The following is an 18,157-nucleotide window of genomic DNA, read 5'->3' on the forward strand; positions in this document are numbered from 1 at the left end:
GCCCGCCCTCGTCGGGAGAGGTAGGGCTGTGACATGACTGAAACCGAGGTCGAGAAATTCTTCACGCGCGCCGACGGATCCTATCTGTTCGCCCGATGGGGCCGGCCCATCGTGCCCGTGGTGTTCGGGGTGGACGATAGGACCCTGTCGATCGTCAAGGGCGCGATCGATGCGGTCGTGGCGCTGGCCGATCACCGGATGGCGGATACAGATCCCGAGCTGGGGGCCAACCTTGTCATGTTCTTTTTCCGGGAATGGTCCGAGCTTTTGGAAACGCCCGATCTTGACCGGTTGGTGCCAGAGCTGGAGGGCCTTGTCGGGCGACTGACCGAGGCGGATGCCAACCAGTACCGCCTGTTCCGCTTCGATCCCGATGGCGCGATCAAGGCGGCCTTCGTCTTTGTCCGGATGGATGCGGCGCTGTCGTCGATGGCGGCGGAGGACCTGGCGCTGGCGCAGGCGGCGGAGAGTATCGTCCTCTGGTCGGACACAGCCTTTCGCGAGAAAGGCCCCTTGGGTCGGGCGGGCGATAGGGTCGTTCTGCGCCCGGACGTGGCGGCGGTCATCCGGTCGGCCTATGACCCGGTAATGCCCGCCATGGCCACCGATCCCAGCCACGCCATCCGGCTCGCCGCACGGGTGGGGCAGATGCAATGACCCACCGGATGGATGTGCGCGTCTACTATGAGGATACCGATCTTGCGGGCATCGTTTACTACGCAAATTACCTGCGCTTCATCGAGCGGGGGCGGACGGAATGGGTGCGCGAGCTTGGCGTGGATCAGTCGAAGCTGAAGCGCGAGACGGGTCTGGTCTTTGCGGTCCGGCGCGTCGAAGCGGATTACCTGACCCCTGCGCGTTTCGATGACGTGCTGACGGTCGAGACCCGGCCGATCCGCGTGGGCGGCGCAAAGATCGAGGTGGATCAGGCGATCCTGAGGGGCAAGAAGGTGCTGTTTACCGCCCGCGTCACCCTTGCCGTCCTGACCGAAAGCGGCCGTGCCGGGCGCCTGCCGGCGGAAATACGCCAACTTATGGCGTGACGCCGCGCTCACGGCTTCGTGGTTCCATTCCCGCTTGCGTTCGGATAATCTGCGTCGCAACGAGGGCCTTAAAAAACAAGCTTGGCCCCGGAGAAAGAGCAGGCAGTCATGGAAGCAGGAACTCTCGCGGTCGCGCATGAGGTCGACTTCTCGTTTTTCGGGTTGTTCGCGCGCGCAACGCTGACCGTCCAACTGGTGATGCTGGTGCTGATCATCGCATCGGTCTGGTCCTGGGCGATCATCTGGACGAAACACCGGTTGTTCCGGCAGGCGCGGGCCGAGGCGGCGGTCTTTGAGGACGCGTTCTGGTCGGGCGAGCCGCTGGAGCAGCTCTACGAGCAGGTGGGTCCGTCGCCAGAAGGCAGGTCCGAGCGGATATTCGCCGCTGGCATGACCGAATGGGAACGATCTCACAAGGCGGGTGGCGGCATGATCCCCGGCGCGCAGGTTCGGATCGACCGGTCTATGGATGTGGCGATCCAGAAGGAGAGCGAAGAGCTTCAGTCGGGGCTGACTGTGCTGGCGACGGTCGGATCGACCGCGCCCTTCATCGGTCTTTTCGGCACGGTCTGGGGCATCATGAATGCCTTCATCGAGATCGGACAGTCGCAGTCGACTAGCCTTGCCGTCGTTGCCCCCGGTATCGCCGAGGCGCTGCTGGCCACCGGGCTTGGCCTTCTGGCGGCGATCCCGGCGGTGATATTCTACAACAAGCTCTCGTCTGATGCGGACCGGATCGTTGGCGGATACGAGGCCTTTGCCGATGAATTCGCCACCATCCTGAGCCGGCAACTGGACGCCGCCTGAGATGGGCGCGGCGGTCCAGACGGCAGGCGAGAACGGCTCGCGCCGGCGCGGAAGGCGGCGGCGCGCCCGGCCCATGTCCGAGATCAACGTCACGCCCTTCGTGGACGTGATGATGGTGCTTCTCATCATCTTCATGGTGGCCGCGCCCCTTCAGGTGGTGGGCGTGCCGATCGAGTTGCCGCGAAGCGCGGCCTCTTCACTGCCCACGGATCAGGAAGAACCGTTGACGGTGACCCTGACTGCCGACGGGGCGACGACGATCCAGACGACCGAGGTGACCGATGACGAGATCGTGCCGCGCCTTCGCGCGATCCTGACCGAACGGACCTCGGATCGTGTCTTCCTGAGGGCGGATGGCGGCATTCCCTATGCGCGGGTTGTGCAGGTGATGGGCGCGCTCAATGCGGCGGGGATCACGAATATCGGTCTGGTGACGGATGTGGGCGGTCCGCGCATGGACGGACGGGACGGGTGACGGCGTCGTGCGGCAGGGCTGGATCATATCGGTGGCGATGCATGTCCTGCTGGTCCTCATCGTCCTGTTCGGCGGGTTCTTTGCCCGTGACCGGATTCCCGAGGTGACGGTGGCCGATGTCGCTCTGATCTCCGAGGCGGAATACGCCGCGCTTCTGCCTTCGGGGCCGACGCCAGAGGTCGAGCTCGATGCGCCCGAGATCGCCGCGCCGGTTGAGGATGCCGCGCCCGAGACGCCGGAGGCCGACCGCCCGCCGGAGCGGCCCGAGCCGGAAGCCGTCGACGTGCCCGAGACACCGCCCGCCGAGCCAGAGGTGACCGTGCCTGCGCCAGCGCCGGAGGCAGTGGTCGAAGATGACGCACCCGAGGTACCGCTGCCGCCCACCGATATCGATGGAAGTTCGCCCTTGCCCGACCAGGTGGCCGAACCGGCGCCGCGTGTCGCCCCCATTCCGCAGGTCGCGCCGCCACCGCTGACGGAAGTCGCACCAGACGTGGTCGAGGACACCGCGCCCGACGCGGAAGCGCCGCCGGTGGAGCAACCGGTGGAAGAAACCCCGCCCGCCGCGCCTGAGGCGGCGAGCGACCGGATCGTGACCGAGGCCGAAGAGACGCGCGAATTCGCGCCCGCAAGTTCGATGCGGCCCCGTAGCCGGCCCGAGCGCCCGGTGCGCGTCGCCGCGCCCGAACCTCAGCCGACGCCAGCCCCCACGCCGGAACCAACCCCCGCGCCAGAGACTTCGTCCACGGATGATGCGGTGCGCGCGGCGCTCGAAGGGGGGCAGGCCGAAGAGCCGGCCCGCCCCTCCGGTCCGCCGCTTACCGGCGGCGAGCGGGAAGCGTTTCGTGTCGCCGTCGGAGGCTGCTGGGTTGTCGATCCCGGTGCGCGCTCGGCGGGTGTGGTCGTGACGGTGGCGTTCGAGCTGGACCAGACCGGCCGTGTCTCGGGCGATGTGAGACAGGTCTCGGCCACAGGCGGCGATGCCGCAACCCAACGCGCGGCCTTCGATGCCGCGCGCCGGGCCATCCTGCGCTGCGGTGCGCGAGGCTTCCCGCTTCCCGCCGACAAGTACGACCAGTGGCGCGAGGTCGAAATGACATTCAATCCCGAGGGGATGCAGTTCCGATGACACGACTGGCTTTTCTGATCGCCATGCTCTTCAGCCTTCTGCCAGCGGCACTTGCCGCGCAGGACAGGTCCGGCCCGCTCAGGATCGAGATCACCGAGGGTGTGATCGAGCCCGTGCCGATCGCCGTGGCGCCCTTCATCGCGGAGAACGCGGCCGCAGCGGATTTTGCGCGGCAGATCACCGGCGTCGTCTCGGCCGATCTGACCGGCACCGGGCTTTTCCGGGACATTCCGCGCGACGCCTATATCAGCCAGGTAACGTCCTTCGATGCGCCGGTGCCCTATGCCGACTGGCGCGCGATCAACGCCGAGGCGCTGATCACCGGTGCGGTGACGCTGACAAGCGACAACCGGCTTATCGTGAAATTCCGGCTGTTCGACATCTTCAGCGGTCAGCCTCTGGGCGACGGTCTGCAATTCGCTGGTGGCACCGATAGCTGGCGGCGTGTGGCGCATAAGGTGGCCGATCAGGTCTACAGCCGGATCACGGGCGAGGGCGGCTATTTCGACAGCCGCGTCGTCTATGTCGAAGAGACCGGCCCGAAAAACGCACGGCAGCGGCGGCTGGCGATCATGGATTACGACGGGGCCAACGTTCAGTACCTGTCGGACGCGTCGTCCCTCGTGCTCAGCCCGCGTTTTTCGCCGACGGGTGACCGGGTGCTCTACACGAGCTATGAAAGCGGCTTTCCGGCGATCTACGAATTGTCGGTCGGATCGGTGACCAAGCGTCCGCTGGATGTGCAGGCCGAAGGTCTGGCCTTTGCCCCGCGTTTCGCGCCGGATGGGCGGAGCGTCGTCTATTCCCGCTCCGACGCTGGCAACACCGACATCTACCGTCTGGATCTGAGCAGCGGTCAGCGCACGCGCCTGACCAGCGCGCCGTCGATCGAGACCGCGCCGTCCTTTTCGCCCGATGGCAGCCGGATCGTCTTCGAGAGCGACCGGTCGGGCACCCAGCAGCTTTACATCATGCCGGCCGGCGGTGGCGAGGCTACGCGGATCAGCTTCGGTCAGGGGCGCTACGGCACGCCGGTCTGGAGCCCGCGGGGCGACTACATCGCCTTCACCAAACAGAATGCGGGCCGGTTCCATATCGGCGTGATGCGCACCGATGGCAGTCAGGAACGCCTGTTGACCGCGTCCTTCCTCGACGAAGGGCCGACATGGGCGCCGAATGGCCGTGTCCTGATGTTCACGCGCGAAAGCGCTGGCGCGGATGGCGAGCCCGCGATGTTCTCGGTCGATATCTCGGGGCGGAACCTGAAGCGCGTGCCGACGTCGACGGCGGCGTCCGACCCGGCATGGTCGCCCTTGTTGCCATGACCGGCGCGGCTGCACAGCCGGTGCACGTCCGCCCCGTTCCCTTCGCCTTTGCGGGATGGTACCCTGAGGCAGAGCAGATCATAACAATCCCAACCTTACAGGTGCTTTCATGAAGACTTCCGGAATTCTCATCGCCCTCGTCGCCTTCGCGGCGCTGACGGCCTGCACCAATGCCGACCGTTTCGGGTCGGGCTCGGGCGCAGGCGCGAATGGCGGGCTTGCTGCCGGGGCCGGTGTCGCCGGTTCGGTCAATGACCCGACCTCGCCGGCCTATTTCAACCAGATCATCGGCGACCGCGTTCTGTTCGCCGTAGACCAGTCGACGCTGTCGACCGAAGCGCAGCTTGTCCTCGACCAGCAGGCGGTCTGGCTGACCCAGAACGGCGCCTACAGCGCATTGATCGAAGGCCATGCCGACGAGCAGGGCACGCAGGAATACAACATCGCCCTGGGTGAGCGCCGCGCCGAAGCCGTGCGCAGCTATCTGGTGTCGCGCGGTGTTGCCTCGAGCCGGCTTCGCACCATCAGCTATGGCAAAGAGCGTCCGCTCGCCATCTGCTCGGATGAAAGCTGCTATGCCCAGAACCGCCGTGCGGTCACCGTTTTGACGGCTGGCGCGGGCGTCTGATCTAGAGGGTAATGTCCCATGCGTTGGTTCCTGGTTTTCCTTCTTTTCCTGGGCGGCCCCGCCGCCGCTCAGGACCGTGATCAGACCCTTGCCGACATAAGGCAGGATCTGACCGTTCTTTTCGTCGAGATGCAGAAGTTGAAACGCGAGCTGTCGACCACCGGCGGCTCGGGCGTGACGCTGGAAGGCACCGGCATCATCGACCGCGTCAACGCGATGGAGGCCGAGATCCAGCGGCTGACGGCGCGGACGGAAGAGCTGACCAACCGCGTGGACAGCGTTGTCCGCGACGGGACCAACCGGGTGGGTGATCTGGAATTCCGGCTCTGCGAGCTTGAGCCGAATTGCAACATTGCCTCGCTCGGCGACACGCCGACACTTGGGGGTGGCGCAATGCCTCAGACGGCGGCACCCGCACCCACGGCGCCATCCGCACCCGCAGGTACAGGCACCGGCATCGCGGCGGCCACCGGCGGGGTCGAGCTTGCCGTGGCCGAGCGCGAGGATTTCGAGCGCGCCAAGGCCGCTTATGACGAGGGTAACTGGCAGACGGCAGCAGACCGGCTCGAAGCCTTCACCAACACCTATCAGGGCGGGCCGCTGTCAGGGCTTGCTCACCTGCTCAGGGGCGAGGCTTTGCAGAACCTCGGCCGCACGTCCTCGGCCGCGAAAGCCTATCTCGAAAGCTATTCCGGCACGCCGAACGGCCAGACCTCGCCGACCGCGCTTCTGAAGCTCGGCCTTGCACTCGACGGTCTCGGCCAGACGACCGAGGCCTGCATCACGCTCGGTGAAGTCACCACACGCTTCCCGTCAAGCGACGCATCGGTCGAGGCACAGGCGGCGCGGGCGTCGCTCGGCTGTTCGTGAGTTCTGACGCCCGGCTGCTCGACGTCATCGACCGGCGTTTCGGAGAGACGGGCGGGCCACGGCGGATCGGCATCGCGGTTTCCGGCGGGTCGGACAGTCTGTCGCTTTTGCATCTGATGGCTGAATGGGGCCGCGCCGATCTGATGGCGGCAACCATCGACCATGGGCTCAGGCCCGAGGCGGCGGAAGAGGCGGCCTATGTCGCGCGCTTCTGCGAAGGCTTGGGCATTCCCCACCGGACGCTTCGCTGGCGCGACTGGGACGGAAAGGGCAATCTTCAGGATCAGGCGCGCCAAGCCCGCTATCGCCTGCTGGCGCGGTGGGCGGATCGCCAGCGGCTTGATACCGTCGCGCTCGGGCACACGCTCGACGATCAGGCCGAAACGTTCCTGATGCGGCTTGCCCGAGAGGCGGGGCTGGATGGCCTCAGCGGCATGCCACAGGTCTTTCACCGGCACGATATGCGCTTCGACCGCCCGCTTCTGTTCGAACGCCGCAGCGACCTGCGCGCCTTTCTCGACCGGCGGGGTATCCGCTGGGTCGACGACCCCACGAACGAGGACGAGGGCTTCTCCCGGATCAAGGCGCGGCGCGCACTTCAGGCGCTGGAGCCCTTGGGAATCGATGTCGAAGTCATCGGATATTCCATGCTGAACCTCGATTTCGCCCGTACGGCCCTGGCCGAGCATGTGCGGGAGATCGCGCTCGGCCTGTCGCAAGTGATTGGCGGTGACATCGTTTTCGACCGAGCGAAACTCCGCCGCCAGAATCCGGAAATCCTGCGCAAACTCATCTCGGGCGCGTTGAAATGGGTGTCCGCGGACACCTATCCGCCGCGTCGCGACGCGCTGTCTGACGTCATCGCCGCGCTGGAATCGCCCCGGAACATGACACTTCATGGCTGCCTGATCATGCCCACGGACATGACCGTCAGGATCGCGAGAGAGTTCAACGCGATCAAAGGCTTGGAGGGACCAACCAACCGGATTTGGGACGGCCGCTGGCGGTTGAACGGCCCCCATGCCGAGGGGCTGGAGGTTCGTGCACTGGGCGAGGCGTTGTCTCAATGTCCCGGCTGGCGCGATACGGGCCTTCCCCGGCAGTCGCTTCTGGCCTCCCCGGCGGTCTGGAGGGGTTCGGAATTGCTCGCCGCGCCGCTTGCTGGGCTCTCCAACGGCTGGACGGCCGAAACACAGGGGCGCGACGATTTTGCAGCCTCGTTGTTATCCCGTTGAAGATCCGGGCCCCGTGGCTATGTAATGGTGAGGTTCCACAGGCCCTCCGGCCTGTCTCGAGTTTCCAAAGGAGAGTCCTTTGAACAACGCGCGTAGCATCGCCTTCTGGGTCGTTCTGTTTCTTCTGATCCTGGCGCTCTTCAATCTGATCTCGGGTGGTCAGTCGACCATGTCGCAGCGCTCGGTCAGCTATTCCGATTTTGTCGAGCGTGTGGAGGGCGGCGAAGTTTCAAATGCCACCATCGACGGCGAGCGGATCGTCTTCCGCGGGGCCGACGGTAACGACTACGTCACCATCCAGCCCGAGGGCGCGGGTGCGACCGACCTTCTGGTCAACAACGACGTCTCGTTCCGGGCCGAACCGCAGGAGCAGTCGGGCTTCGTCACGATCCTGATGACCTTCCTGCCGTTCCTTCTGCTGATCGGTGTCTGGATTTACTTCATGAACCGGATGCAGGGCGGCGGCCGTGGCGGGGCGATGGGCTTCGGCAAGAGCCGGGCGAAGCTACTGACGGAAAAGCATGGCCGGGTCACCTTTGACGATGTCGCCGGCATCGACGAGGCCAAAGACGAGCTGGAAGAGATCGTCGAATTCCTGCGCAACCCTCAGAAATTCTCGCGCCTCGGCGGCAAGATCCCCAAAGGCGCGCTTCTGGTCGGCCCTCCGGGTACGGGTAAGACGCTGCTCGCACGCGCCATCGCGGGCGAGGCCGGAGTACCGTTCTTCACCATCTCGGGTTCCGATTTTGTCGAGATGTTCGTCGGCGTCGGCGCCAGCCGTGTCCGCGACATGTTCGAGCAGGCCAAGAAGAACGCGCCCTGCATTGTCTTCATCGACGAAATCGACGCCGTGGGCCGGTCCCGTGGCGTGGGCTACGGCGGCGGCAACGATGAGCGCGAACAGACGCTGAACCAGCTTCTGGTCGAGATGGACGGTTTCGAGGCGAACGAAGGCATCATCATCGTCGCCGCCACCAACCGTCCTGACGTTCTTGACCCCGCGCTCTTGCGTCCCGGTCGTTTCGACCGTCAGGTGCAGGTGCCGAACCCCGACATCAAGGGCCGGGAAAAGATCCTCGGCGTCCACGCCCGCAAGGTGCCGCTTGGCCCTGACGTGGACCTAAGGATCATCGCGCGCGGTACGCCCGGTTTCTCGGGTGCGGACCTTGCCAACCTCGTGAACGAGGCGGCGCTTATGGCCGCGCGTGTGGGCCGCCGTTTCGTGACGATGGAAGACTTCGAGAACGCCAAGGACAAGGTGATGATGGGCAGCGAACGCCGTTCCATGGTCATGTCCGAGGACGAGAAGAAGCTGACCGCCTATCACGAGGCTGGACACGCCGTCGTGGGGCTTAACGTCCCGCAGCACGATCCGATCCACAAGGCGACGATCATTCCGCGCGGCCGCGCGCTTGGTCTGGTTCTGTCGCTGCCCGAGCGGGACCAGCTTTCAGTGACGCTGACCAAGTACAAGTCCAAGATCGCCATGGCGATGGGTGGGCGCGTGGCGGAAGAGCTGATCTTCGGCAAGGAGAACGTGACTTCCGGCGCGGCGTCCGACATCCAGCAGGTGTCCAAGATCGCGCGGGCCATGGTGACCCAGTTCGGCTTTGCCGAAGAGCTTGGCTACATCGACTATGCCAACGAGCAGCAGTCCTATCTGGGCAGCTATCAGGGCGGGTCGGGGCATTCGGAGGAGATGCAGAAGCGCATCGACGCCAAGGTCAAGGAAATCGTGGACGAGGGCTACGAGACCGCGAAGCGTATCCTGACCGAGAAGCACGACGACCTCGAACGTCTGGCGCAGGGTCTTCTGGAATACGAGACGCTGACGGGCGACGAGATCACCAAGGTCATGGCGGGCGAGCCGCTGAACCGTGGCGACGACGACGGGGACAAGCCGGATACCGGCGGTACCGCGTCGATCACGGCCATTCCGAAGACCAAGCCCAAGAAGAAGCCGGATGGCGACAGCGGGCTCGAACCCGAGCCGAGCGCCTGATCTGATCGCTCTTCGTTACAGCCAGTCACAACGCCCCGCCCCGATCGGCGGGGCGTTGCCGTTCAAAGGGTAAATTGGCCGACATGAGTATTGCCGCGCGTTTCGGAAGGCGGCATGACGGGTGACATGCCCGCGCTTGTCCCCACCGATTACACTGCAACCATCGTCTGGCTGGGTCTTGTCCCTCACAGGGACGCCCCCGAGATCGAGGCAAACAGCAGCGAGCGCCTGTCGCTGACCTTCGCGGGCGTCGAAAGCGGCGAGGTACATTCAGGCCTGACGCGCCCTTCCTGCAGCCGCGTCACGGCGCAATATCCGAAGGGCACCGAGATCCGGAACACACGGCAGGTGTCGATCGTCTCCGAGGAAGAACTGGCCACCATCGCGTCGGCCCTCGACCTCGAAAAACTTGACCCGCGCTGGCTGGGAGCGACCATTGTCGTCCGGGGCATTCCAGATTTCAGTTACATCCCGCCGTCTTCCCGGCTTCAGGCCGAGGATGGCGCGACGCTGACCGTCGACATGCAGAACCGTCCCTGCAGCCTTGTTGCCCGCACCATCGAACAGGCCCGGCCGGGCCACGGCAAGGGGTTCAAGGCGGCGGCGAAGGGACGGCGAGGCGTGACCGCCTGGGTCGAACGGGAAGGGGCGCTGGTTCTGGGCGGAACGCTCAGGCTTCACATACCCGACCAGAGGGCGTGGCAGCCCGGCGGCTGATTTGCCTTCCGACGCAAGCGATGCGGAATGTGTCGGAAATCTCGCTTTCCATTCCAAGCGACTCTCGTATAGCGACAACAAGGCCGTATTCCACGGTGCACGGACAGGGACGGGTGAAACCCATGACAACCGATATCGAAATCGCACGCGCAGCCAAGAAACAGCCCATCCAGGAGATCGGCGCGAAGTTGGGGATCAGCGCGGACAACCTCGTGCCCTTCGGCCATGACAAGGCCAAGGTCAGCCAGGACTTCATCGCGTCGCTAGGAGACCGCCCGAACGGCAAACTGGTTCTCGTGACCGCGATCAACCCGACGCCCGCAGGCGAAGGCAAGACCACGACCACGGTCGGTCTTGGCGATGGCCTGAACCGCATCGGCAAGAAGGCCGCCGTCTGTATCCGCGAGGCCTCGCTCGGGCCGAACTTCGGGATGAAGGGCGGCGCGGCCGGAGGCGGTTATGCCCAGATCGTGCCGATGGAGGACATGAACCTTCACTTCACCGGTGATTTCCATGCGATCACCGCAGCGCACAACCTGCTCAGCGCCATGATCGACAACCACATCTACTGGGGCAACGAGCTGGAAATCGACGAGCGCCGCGTGTCCTGGCGCCGTGTGCTCGACATGAACGACCGCGCGCTTCGCGACGTCGTGACCTCGCTTGGCGGCGTCTCGAACGGCTTCCCGCGCCAGACCGGGTTCGACATCACCGTGGCCTCCGAGGTCATGGCGATCCTCTGCCTTTCGACCGACCTGAAGGACCTTGAACGTCGCCTCGGCGACATGATCGTGGCCTATCGCCGCGACCGCTCGCCCATTTACGCGCGCGACATCAAGGCGGATGGCGCGATGACGGTCCTGCTCAAGGACGCGATGCAGCCGAACCTTGTCCAGACGCTGGAAAACAACCCTGCCTTCGTTCATGGCGGCCCCTTCGCCAACATCGCCCACGGCTGTAACTCGGTGGTCGCGACCACGACGGCGCTCAAGCTGGCAGACTACGTCGTGACCGAAGCCGGTTTCGGTGCCGACCTCGGCGCCGAGAAGTTCATGAACATCAAGTGCCGCAAGGCCGGTCTTGCCCCCGACTGCGTGGTGCTCGTCGCCACGGTCCGCGCGATGAAGATGAACGGCGGCGTCGCCAAGGCCGACCTGGGTGCCGAGAACGTGGATGCGGTCAAGGCGGGGTGCCCGAACCTTGGCCGTCACATCGCGAACCTCAAGCAGTTCGGCGTGCCGGTCGTTGTGGCGATCAACCACTTCGTCAAGGACACGGATGCCGAGATCGAGGCGGTGCAGGACTACGTCAAGAAGCAGGGCTCGGAGGCGATCGTGTCCAAGCACTGGGCCGATGGCAGCGCGGGGTCCGAAGCCCTGGCAAAGCGCGTGGCCGAGATCGCTGAAAGCGGGAAAAGCCAGTTCGCGCCCCTCTACCACGACGAGATGCCGCTCTTCGACAAGATCAAGACCATCGCCACGCGCATCTATCACGCGGACGAGGTTCTGGCCGACAAGAAGATCCGCGACCAGCTCCGCCAGTGGGAAGAGGCCGGGTTCGGCAACCTGCCGATCTGCATGGCGAAGACGCAGTATTCGTTCTCGACCGATCCGAACCTTCGCGGCGCGCCCACGGGCCATTCCGTGCCGATCCGCGAAGTTCGGCTTTCGGCCGGGGCCGGGTTCGTTGTGGTCATCTGCGGTGAGATCATGACAATGCCCGGTCTGCCCTCGCGCCCGGCGGCGGAAAACATCCGTCTGAACGACGCAGGCGAGATCGAAGGTCTGTTCTAAGGCCTGTCCGGCATTTAGGTATCGCGTCGGCGGCCCTGTCGCCGACGCAGAAGAAAGGATTTCCCATGAGCGCCACACTGATCGACGGCAAGGCCTTTGCTGCGACTGTCCGGGAAAAGGTCGCGACCCATGTTGCGCGGCTGAAGGACGAGCATGGGCTGACCCCCGGTCTGGCTGTGGTCATCGTGGGCGACGATCCGGCCAGCCATGTCTATGTCCGCTCGAAGGGTAAGGCGACGGTCGAAGCCGGAATGAAAAGCGTCGAGCACAGGCTTGACGCCGACACCAGCGAAGAGGCGCTTCTCACGCTGGTAGAGCAACTGAACACCGACCCGTCGATCCACGGTATCCTCGTTCAACTTCCGCTTCCCGGGCATCTGAACGAAGACCTGGTCATCAACGCCATCGACCCGGCGAAGGACGTGGACGGCTTCCATATCTCGAATGTGGGGCTGTTGGGTACGGGGCAGAAATCCATGGTGCCCTGCACACCGCTTGGTTGCCTGATGATGCTGAGGGACCATCACGGCTCGCTCTCCGGTCTGGATGCTGTGGTGATCGGCCGGTCGAACATCGTGGGCAAGCCGATGGCACAGCTTCTGCTGGGCGATAGCTGCACGGTGACCATCGCCCACAGCCGCACGAAGGATCTGCCCGAGGTCGTGCGCCGGGCCGATATCGTGGTCGCCGCCGTGGGCCGGCCCGAGATGGTGCCGGGCGACTGGATCAAGCCCGGTGCGACCGTCATCGACGTCGGTATCAACCGCATCGACGCGCCCGAGAAGGGCGAGGGCAAGACGCGGCTTGTGGGCGACTGTCATTTCGAAAGCTGCGCCGAGGTGGCGGGCGCGATCACCCCCGTGCCGGGCGGCGTCGGCCCGATGACCATCGCCTGTCTTCTGGCGAATACCGTGACAGCCTGCTGCCGCGCCAATAGTCTGGCCGAACCCGAAGGGCTGACAGCCTAAGCCGACACCATCCGGTCGAGGTTGTCGTAGGACCAGGCCATGCCTTCCTCCATGCCGCTTTCCACGGCGCCCTGTCGGCTTTCCGCACTGTCGTATGTGATCGTCATGGTCATCACCGTGCCGTCGCCGTCCTTGGCGAACTCGGTCACGACCCTGCTTTCGGGCGTGGTCATCCCCGGCATCTCCATTGCCTCGATGTGCTCGATACGGTGCGGCGGGTCGAGCCTGACGAAATGCCCGCGGATCGTGAAACGCTCGCCTGAGGCGCTGTCCTCCCAAGTATAAGCGAAGGTTCCACCCTCTTGCGGGTCCATTTCGCAACTCGGCATGGTCCAGCCTTCGGGCCCCAGCATCCAGCGCCTGACCTTCTCCACATTGAGATGCGCGTCGTAGACCGCATTGGGCGCAGCATTGAAGCGGCGGGTGACGACAAGGTCGGTCTCGCCCGACATGACCATGGTCATTCTGTTCATTCTGGGATGTCCTTTTCGGCAAGAAGGTCGTCGAGACGCGCGTAATTGGCCCGAAGCGTGGCGCGCAGCCGTCCCGACCAGACGATGATCTCGTCCAGCCGTCCCGGAGCCAGCCGGATCGGGCGCCGCGTGCCCACCTTTCGGCGTGTGACCCACCCGCTTTCCTCGAGTACTTTGACATGGCGCGAGATCGCCGGCTGACTGATCGGAAAATCCGGAACCAGGTCCATGACATCGACCTCGCCCCGTTCGGCCAGCCGCGTCACGATGGCAAGGCGCGTCGGGTCCGAGAGGGCGGCAAAGGCTTTGGTCACTTCCATAATGTTTAATTTATATAACGATTCGATTATATAGTATAGCGCCAAATTCGGTATGCGCTGGTACTATCGCAATTCGTCAGGGGTGGTTCAGGCGGTGCGGGGGACCGGTACGGCCAGAACCTTGCGCCCGGTCAGGAAGGCGGTCGCGCGATCGGCCAGAAGGCTGCGGAGCACGGGCGTCGTCCAGGCCAGTCCGCCGGTGTATGCGCCATAAGCTGGCATGATTAATTTCTGATCATCGGTCAGAAAGCAGGGGCGCCGCACGGCGCGCAGACAGGCTTTCGGGTGGTAGTGGCCCGAGACCTCGCCCGATGTCTCGCCGGGTGTCGCGATATGCCGGAAGACCAGCGCGCCCGCGCGAAACTCGGCCAGATGCGTGCCGCCCAGGTCGATCGGGCCTGGGTCGTGGTTGCCTTCGACCCAGAGCCAGCGGCGCCCGGCCTGAAGCCTCTGCACCGTGTCGCGGTGGCTGTCGTCCAGCGCCTCTGCCGCAGCCACGTCATCAAAGCTGTCGCCAAGGCAGAGCACCGTCTCGGGCCGAAGCGCCTGAATGTCGGACTGAAGCCGCGTCAGTGTCTCGAGCGTGTCATAGGGTGGCAACAGGCCGCCGCCCCGACGTGCGATCCGCTCGGACTTGCCCAGATGGAGATCTGAAACCACCAGCATCCGCTCGCGCGGCCAGAAAAGCGCCCCCGACGGGCAGGCGGTCAGCGTTTCACCGGAGAGGATCAGATCGGCGGAGTTCATGCTTCGTTCTTGGCGCGTCGCGGGACTGTTTGCAAGCCTGTCACACGGCTCAGTAGGGCACGCGCCACGATTTTTTCGCCGGTTTGGGGTCGGCGATGCCGGCGGCTTCCATCAGCCGTTCGGCCTCGGCCTCGACCAGCCGTTCGCGGCCCTCGCCCGCAACAGGAACACGCCCTGGTTCGAGGAATAGCGGCGCAGCCAAGGGCGTGACCCTGTCGAGAATGCGGTGATCCACGCGGCCCCGCGTCCGGTCCAGCATTTCCTCGATCCGTCCGAAATCGACGAGGCCGCGCATCGCCTCTTCCCGCGTAATCTTCAGCATCAGGTGGTCGGGGTCGTATTTGACCAGCGTGTCATACAGGATATCGGATGAGAATGTGGCCTGCCGACCGCTTCGCTTCTGCGGCCCGATGTTTCGCTCCAGAAGCCCCGCGACCGTGGCCGAGGCCTTGAAGGTCCGCTTCATCACCGCGTTGCCGTTCAGCCATGTCTCGAACGCAGCGCGCAGGTCGTCACCGTCGAAGAGGGGCGCGGGATCAGGCACCCGGTCCAGACCCCAGATCAGGACAGCGTAGTCGGTCGAAACGAAGCCGAGCGGCGCAAGGCCCAGGTCCTCCATCCGGCGCGTGACCAGCAGGCCAAGCGTCTGCATGGCGTTCCGTCCGGCGAAACCGTAGATCACCGTGTTCTGCCGCCCGTCATGGGGGAAGCTCTCGACAAGGATGCGGTCGGCTTCGGGCAGTTTCGAGCGCCTCGCCTGAAGCGTCAGCCAGTCGACTGTGTGCTGCGGCAGACCCTCCCAGTTGCGGGTTTCGAACATGCGCAGGATGCGGCGGGAGAGCTGTGTGGAAGTGGCGAATTTCGTTCCCATGAAAGTGGCGATCTTGGGGGCTTTGTCGGCGCGGCGGGTGACCTCGACCGTCATCTCGCGCAGGCCCTCATAGCGCACCACCTGCCCGCCGATCAGGAACGTATCGCCGGGCGTCAGGGTCGCGGCAAAGCCCTCCTCGATCTCGCCCAAAGGCCGCCCGCCCATCCGATTCTTCAGCCGGACCTTCAGCGTGTCAGTGTCCTGAATCGTGCCAAGGTTCATGCGGATGTGTTTTGCCGCGCGGGGGTCGCGCAACTCCCAAAGCCCGTCGGGGCGTTGGCGCAGCCTCTGCCAACGGTCATAGGCCCGAAGCGCGTAGCCCCCCGTCGCCACCATATCGAGACAGGCGTCGAAGTCGTCGCGCGTCAGCGCGGAATAGTCGCCTGCGGTCCGGAATGTGTCGTAGGCGTCGCTCGCGTCGAACGGGCCACGGCAGGCCCGGATCAGGATATGCTGGCAAAGCACGTCCTTTGGTCCCGGCCCCTTCGGCGTTCCATCCAGATCGGCGGCCCGCACGGCGTCCAGCGCAGCCACGCATTCCACCACCTCGAACCTGTTGGCTGGCACGATCAGCGCCTTGGACGGCGCGTTGTAGCGGTGATTGGCGCGCCCGATCCGCTGCACCAGCCGTTTGACGTTCTTCGGCGCGCCGACCTGAATGATCAGGTCCACATCGCCCCAGTCGATGCCCAGATCGAGCGTTCCGGTGCAGACGATGGCCCTCAGATCGCCCGCGACCATCGCCGCCTCGACCTTTTGCCGTTGCTCGCGGGCAAGGCTGCCGTGGTGGATGCCGATGGGCAGGGCGTCGTCATTGGCGAGCCACAGGTTATGGAAGAAAATCTCGGCCTGCGCGCGCGTATTGTGAAAGATCAGCGTGGTCTTGTGCTTGCGCACCTCTTCCAGAACGCGCGGGATCGCGTAGGCGCCACCGCCGCCGGACCAGGGCGGCGGCGCGTCGGTTGTCAGCATTGCGATGTCCGGCGCGGGGCCGGGGTCGGCGTGGAGGATGTGGCAGGGATCGGGGTGCCGGGCAAGGAAGCGCGCGATGGCGGCGGGGTCTTCGACCGTGGCCGACAGGCCCACGCGGCGGAGGCCGGGACACATCGCGTCCAGTTCGGCAAGGCAGAGCATCAGCTGGTCGCCGCGCTTCGATTCCGCCAATGCGTGAATTTCGTCCACGACGATGCGCTTCAGCCCCGCGAACATGCGCGGCGCGTCCTCGTAGGTCAGCAAGAGCGCGAGGCTTTCCGGCGTCGTGAGAAGAATGTGCGGCGGGTCGACACGCTGGCGCTTTTTCTGGGTCTGCCCGGTATCGCCGGTACGGTCCTCGACCCGAACGGGCAGGCCCATCTCGGCAATCGGCGTCGAAAGGTTTCGCCGTATGTCAGCGGCCAGCGCCTTGAGCGGCGAGACATAGATCGTGTGAAGCCCCTCATGCCCGCCCTCAGCCAGTTCTGCCAGTGTCGGCAGAAATCCGGCCAGCGTCTTGCCTCCGCCCGTGGGGGCGATCAGCAGAAGCGCGGGGTCGTCCGCGCGCGCGGCCATGTCGATCTGGTGTGGGTGGGGCGACCATCCGCGGGACGTGAACCAGTCGTGGAATTGCCGGGGAAGGGGGCTCATGCCCCCGACATAATCCTGAAACGTGCCCTCGCCAATGGCCGGACGATCGGTTCAGGTTGGAACCGCCGGTGACGCCGCGGCGGGACGCTGGTCGATCAGCCTGTCGGCGATCATGCCGCCCGCCCAGATTGCCGTCAGCGCCAGCCAAGCGGTGAAGGCGAAAGTCGATCCCCCCGTGACGCCCGCTCCGATGGTGCAGCCGCCCGCCGTCATCGCGCCGAACCCCATCAGCGCCGCCCCGGTCAGATAGCGCCGCATCGCGCCTGCACCGTCCCAGCCCTGCCACTCCAGCCGTCCCGACACCCAGGCCGACAGGAACGCGGCGATGGCGACGCCGGGGATCAGACCCACGTCGAAGTCGAGCGCACGGTCCGACGACAGGACGAACATCAGCGTATCTGCGGACGGGCCGGAGAAGGTCAGGCTGCCGACCGGCACTGGGTCGAAGCTGGCCTGATAAAGCGTGAAGGTCAGGAACCAGCCCGCCGCAACGGCAAAGCCGACCCCGCAGCCAAAGAAGAGCGTGGTCAGGCTGACGCGGTTCCGAAAGGCGATGACAAGCGCTGCGACGGCGAAGACAAGCGCGATGGCAATTCCGCTGCTCGCTGGCAGGCCAAGTTCCCACAACACATGCGGGTTCGGGCCGCCTGTCGTCCAGGCGCCCGAGATGGCTTCGCGAAGCGGCGACAGAACGCCATAAAGGCTCATCTGCGCGACCACGGCAAAGACAAGACCGGACAGGATCGCTCTCAGATTGCCCGTCGCCCCGAGTGTCAGCAGGCGCCCCGGACATCCGCGCGCAAGGATCATGCCCACACCGAAGACAAGGCCACCCACAACGGCCCCTGTGACGGTGCCCGGCGAGGCGAGCCAGCGGCTTGTTTCGAGGTCGATGACGCCCGTCACGTCCATGAGCTGTGTCCAGAGAAGCGCGGTCGAGAAGGTCAGAAGCCAGACGGCAAGTCGCCCGCCCCATTGCCTGCGCGCGACCTCTACCGCGGCGGCGCGGAGGCAGAAGCGGGATTGCTCGGCTGAGACGCCGAAGATCATGCCTGCGGTCAGCCCGGCCAGCGCGGCGCCCACAGGCTCTCCAACCAGATCGAGTATGGGGGCGACATCCATGCCGGGGCT

General features: G+C 65.2%; 18 protein-coding genes. 13 read left to right on the top strand and 5 right to left on the bottom strand.

What is annotated here, in order from left to right:
* The first annotated feature begins 33 nt into the window (after positions 1-33).
* The 13 genes from GQ651_RS12700 to folD all read left to right on the top strand — a co-directional run bounded on the left by GQ651_RS12700 (position 34) and on the right by folD (position 12,992).
* Complete coding sequence (locus tag GQ651_RS12700; protein ID WP_160764618.1) at positions 34-657, top strand: hypothetical protein; 624 nt, start codon at positions 34-36, stop codon at positions 655-657.
* Positions 654-1,043 (top strand): tol-pal system-associated acyl-CoA thioesterase, encoded by a 390-nt coding sequence (ybgC, locus tag GQ651_RS12705; RefSeq protein ID WP_160764619.1) that lies wholly within the window; start codon positions 654-656, stop codon positions 1,041-1,043. The genes GQ651_RS12700 and ybgC overlap by 4 nt, the downstream gene beginning before the upstream one ends.
* A gap of 108 nt (positions 1,044-1,151) precedes the next feature.
* Positions 1,152-1,850, top strand: coding sequence for a protein TolQ (tolQ, locus tag GQ651_RS12710; RefSeq protein WP_160764620.1), 699 nt, complete (start codon positions 1,152-1,154; stop codon positions 1,848-1,850).
* A gap of 1 nt (position 1,851) precedes the next feature.
* Positions 1,852-2,325, top strand: coding sequence for an ExbD/TolR family protein (locus GQ651_RS12715; RefSeq protein WP_160764621.1), 474 nt, complete (start codon positions 1,852-1,854; stop codon positions 2,323-2,325).
* Positions 2,288-3,454 (top strand): hypothetical protein, encoded by a 1,167-nt coding sequence (locus tag GQ651_RS12720; RefSeq protein ID WP_227258163.1) that lies wholly within the window; start codon positions 2,288-2,290, stop codon positions 3,452-3,454. The genes GQ651_RS12715 and GQ651_RS12720 overlap by 38 nt, the downstream gene beginning before the upstream one ends.
* Complete coding sequence (gene tolB, locus GQ651_RS12725; RefSeq protein WP_160764622.1) at positions 3,451-4,779, top strand: Tol-Pal system beta propeller repeat protein TolB; 1,329 nt, start codon at positions 3,451-3,453, stop codon at positions 4,777-4,779. Before GQ651_RS12720 ends, tolB begins: the two co-directional genes overlap by 4 nt.
* Before the next feature lie 109 nt (positions 4,780-4,888).
* Positions 4,889-5,407, top strand: coding sequence for a peptidoglycan-associated lipoprotein Pal (pal, locus tag GQ651_RS12730; protein WP_160764623.1), 519 nt, complete (start codon positions 4,889-4,891; stop codon positions 5,405-5,407).
* Between the two features lie 18 nt (positions 5,408-5,425).
* Positions 5,426-6,277, top strand: coding sequence for a tol-pal system protein YbgF (gene ybgF, locus GQ651_RS12735; RefSeq protein WP_160764624.1), 852 nt, complete (start codon positions 5,426-5,428; stop codon positions 6,275-6,277).
* The gene (tilS, locus tag GQ651_RS12740) at positions 6,274-7,512 is read left to right on the top strand and encodes a tRNA lysidine(34) synthetase TilS (RefSeq protein ID WP_319637423.1); all 1,239 of its coding nucleotides are present in this window, start codon (positions 6,274-6,276) and stop codon (positions 7,510-7,512) included. The genes ybgF and tilS overlap by 4 nt, the downstream gene beginning before the upstream one ends.
* Positions 7,513-7,591: 79 nt before the next feature.
* Positions 7,592-9,514, top strand: coding sequence for an ATP-dependent zinc metalloprotease FtsH (ftsH, locus tag GQ651_RS12745; RefSeq protein WP_160764625.1), 1,923 nt, complete (start codon positions 7,592-7,594; stop codon positions 9,512-9,514).
* A gap of 126 nt (positions 9,515-9,640) precedes the next feature.
* Entirely contained in the window at positions 9,641-10,231 is a 591-nt protein-coding gene (locus tag GQ651_RS12750; protein ID WP_160764626.1) for an MOSC domain-containing protein, read from the top strand.
* Positions 10,232-10,353: 122 nt separating this feature from the next.
* Positions 10,354-12,024 carry a formate--tetrahydrofolate ligase gene (locus tag GQ651_RS12755; protein WP_160764627.1) on the top strand — a complete coding sequence of 557 codons (1,671 nt, stop codon included), beginning with the start codon at positions 10,354-10,356 and terminating at the stop codon, positions 12,022-12,024.
* Positions 12,025-12,089: 65 nt separating this feature from the next.
* Positions 12,090-12,992: a bifunctional methylenetetrahydrofolate dehydrogenase/methenyltetrahydrofolate cyclohydrolase FolD gene (gene folD / locus GQ651_RS12760; protein WP_160764628.1), complete on the top strand. Its 903-nt coding sequence runs from the start codon at positions 12,090-12,092 to the stop codon at positions 12,990-12,992.
* On the opposite strand, the gene GQ651_RS12765 is transcribed toward folD, so the two are convergent.
* The 5 genes from GQ651_RS12765 to GQ651_RS12785 all read right to left on the bottom strand — a co-directional run bounded on the left by GQ651_RS12765 (position 12,989) and on the right by GQ651_RS12785 (position 18,148).
* A complete protein-coding gene (locus tag GQ651_RS12765) occupies positions 12,989-13,465 on the bottom strand; it encodes an SRPBCC domain-containing protein (RefSeq protein ID WP_160764629.1) in 477 nt (158 codons plus the stop codon). The two genes, folD and GQ651_RS12765, sit on opposite strands and share 4 nt — an antisense overlap.
* Positions 13,462-13,785 (bottom strand): ArsR/SmtB family transcription factor, encoded by a 324-nt coding sequence (locus tag GQ651_RS12770; protein ID WP_160764630.1) that lies wholly within the window; start codon positions 13,783-13,785, stop codon positions 13,462-13,464. The genes GQ651_RS12765 and GQ651_RS12770 overlap by 4 nt, the downstream gene beginning before the upstream one ends.
* An 87-nt stretch (positions 13,786-13,872) precedes the next feature.
* Complete coding sequence (gene pdeM, locus GQ651_RS12775) at positions 13,873-14,532, bottom strand: ligase-associated DNA damage response endonuclease PdeM (RefSeq protein ID WP_160764631.1); 660 nt, start codon at positions 14,530-14,532, stop codon at positions 13,873-13,875.
* A 49-nt stretch (positions 14,533-14,581) separates the two neighbouring features.
* Positions 14,582-17,026 (bottom strand): ligase-associated DNA damage response DEXH box helicase, encoded by a 2,445-nt coding sequence (locus tag GQ651_RS12780; RefSeq protein ID WP_160764632.1) that lies wholly within the window; start codon positions 17,024-17,026, stop codon positions 14,582-14,584.
* A gap of 51 nt (positions 17,027-17,077) precedes the next feature.
* Positions 17,078-18,148 carry a YeeE/YedE family protein gene (locus tag GQ651_RS12785; protein WP_160764633.1) on the bottom strand — a complete coding sequence of 357 codons (1,071 nt, stop codon included), beginning with the start codon at positions 18,146-18,148 and terminating at the stop codon, positions 17,078-17,080.
* Positions 18,149-18,157: the final 9 nt, after the last annotated feature.

It is taken from the genome of Kangsaoukella pontilimi, from assembly GCF_009830125.1.
In the GTDB taxonomy this organism is placed as follows: Bacteria; Pseudomonadota; Alphaproteobacteria; order Rhodobacterales; family Rhodobacteraceae; genus Kangsaoukella; species Kangsaoukella pontilimi.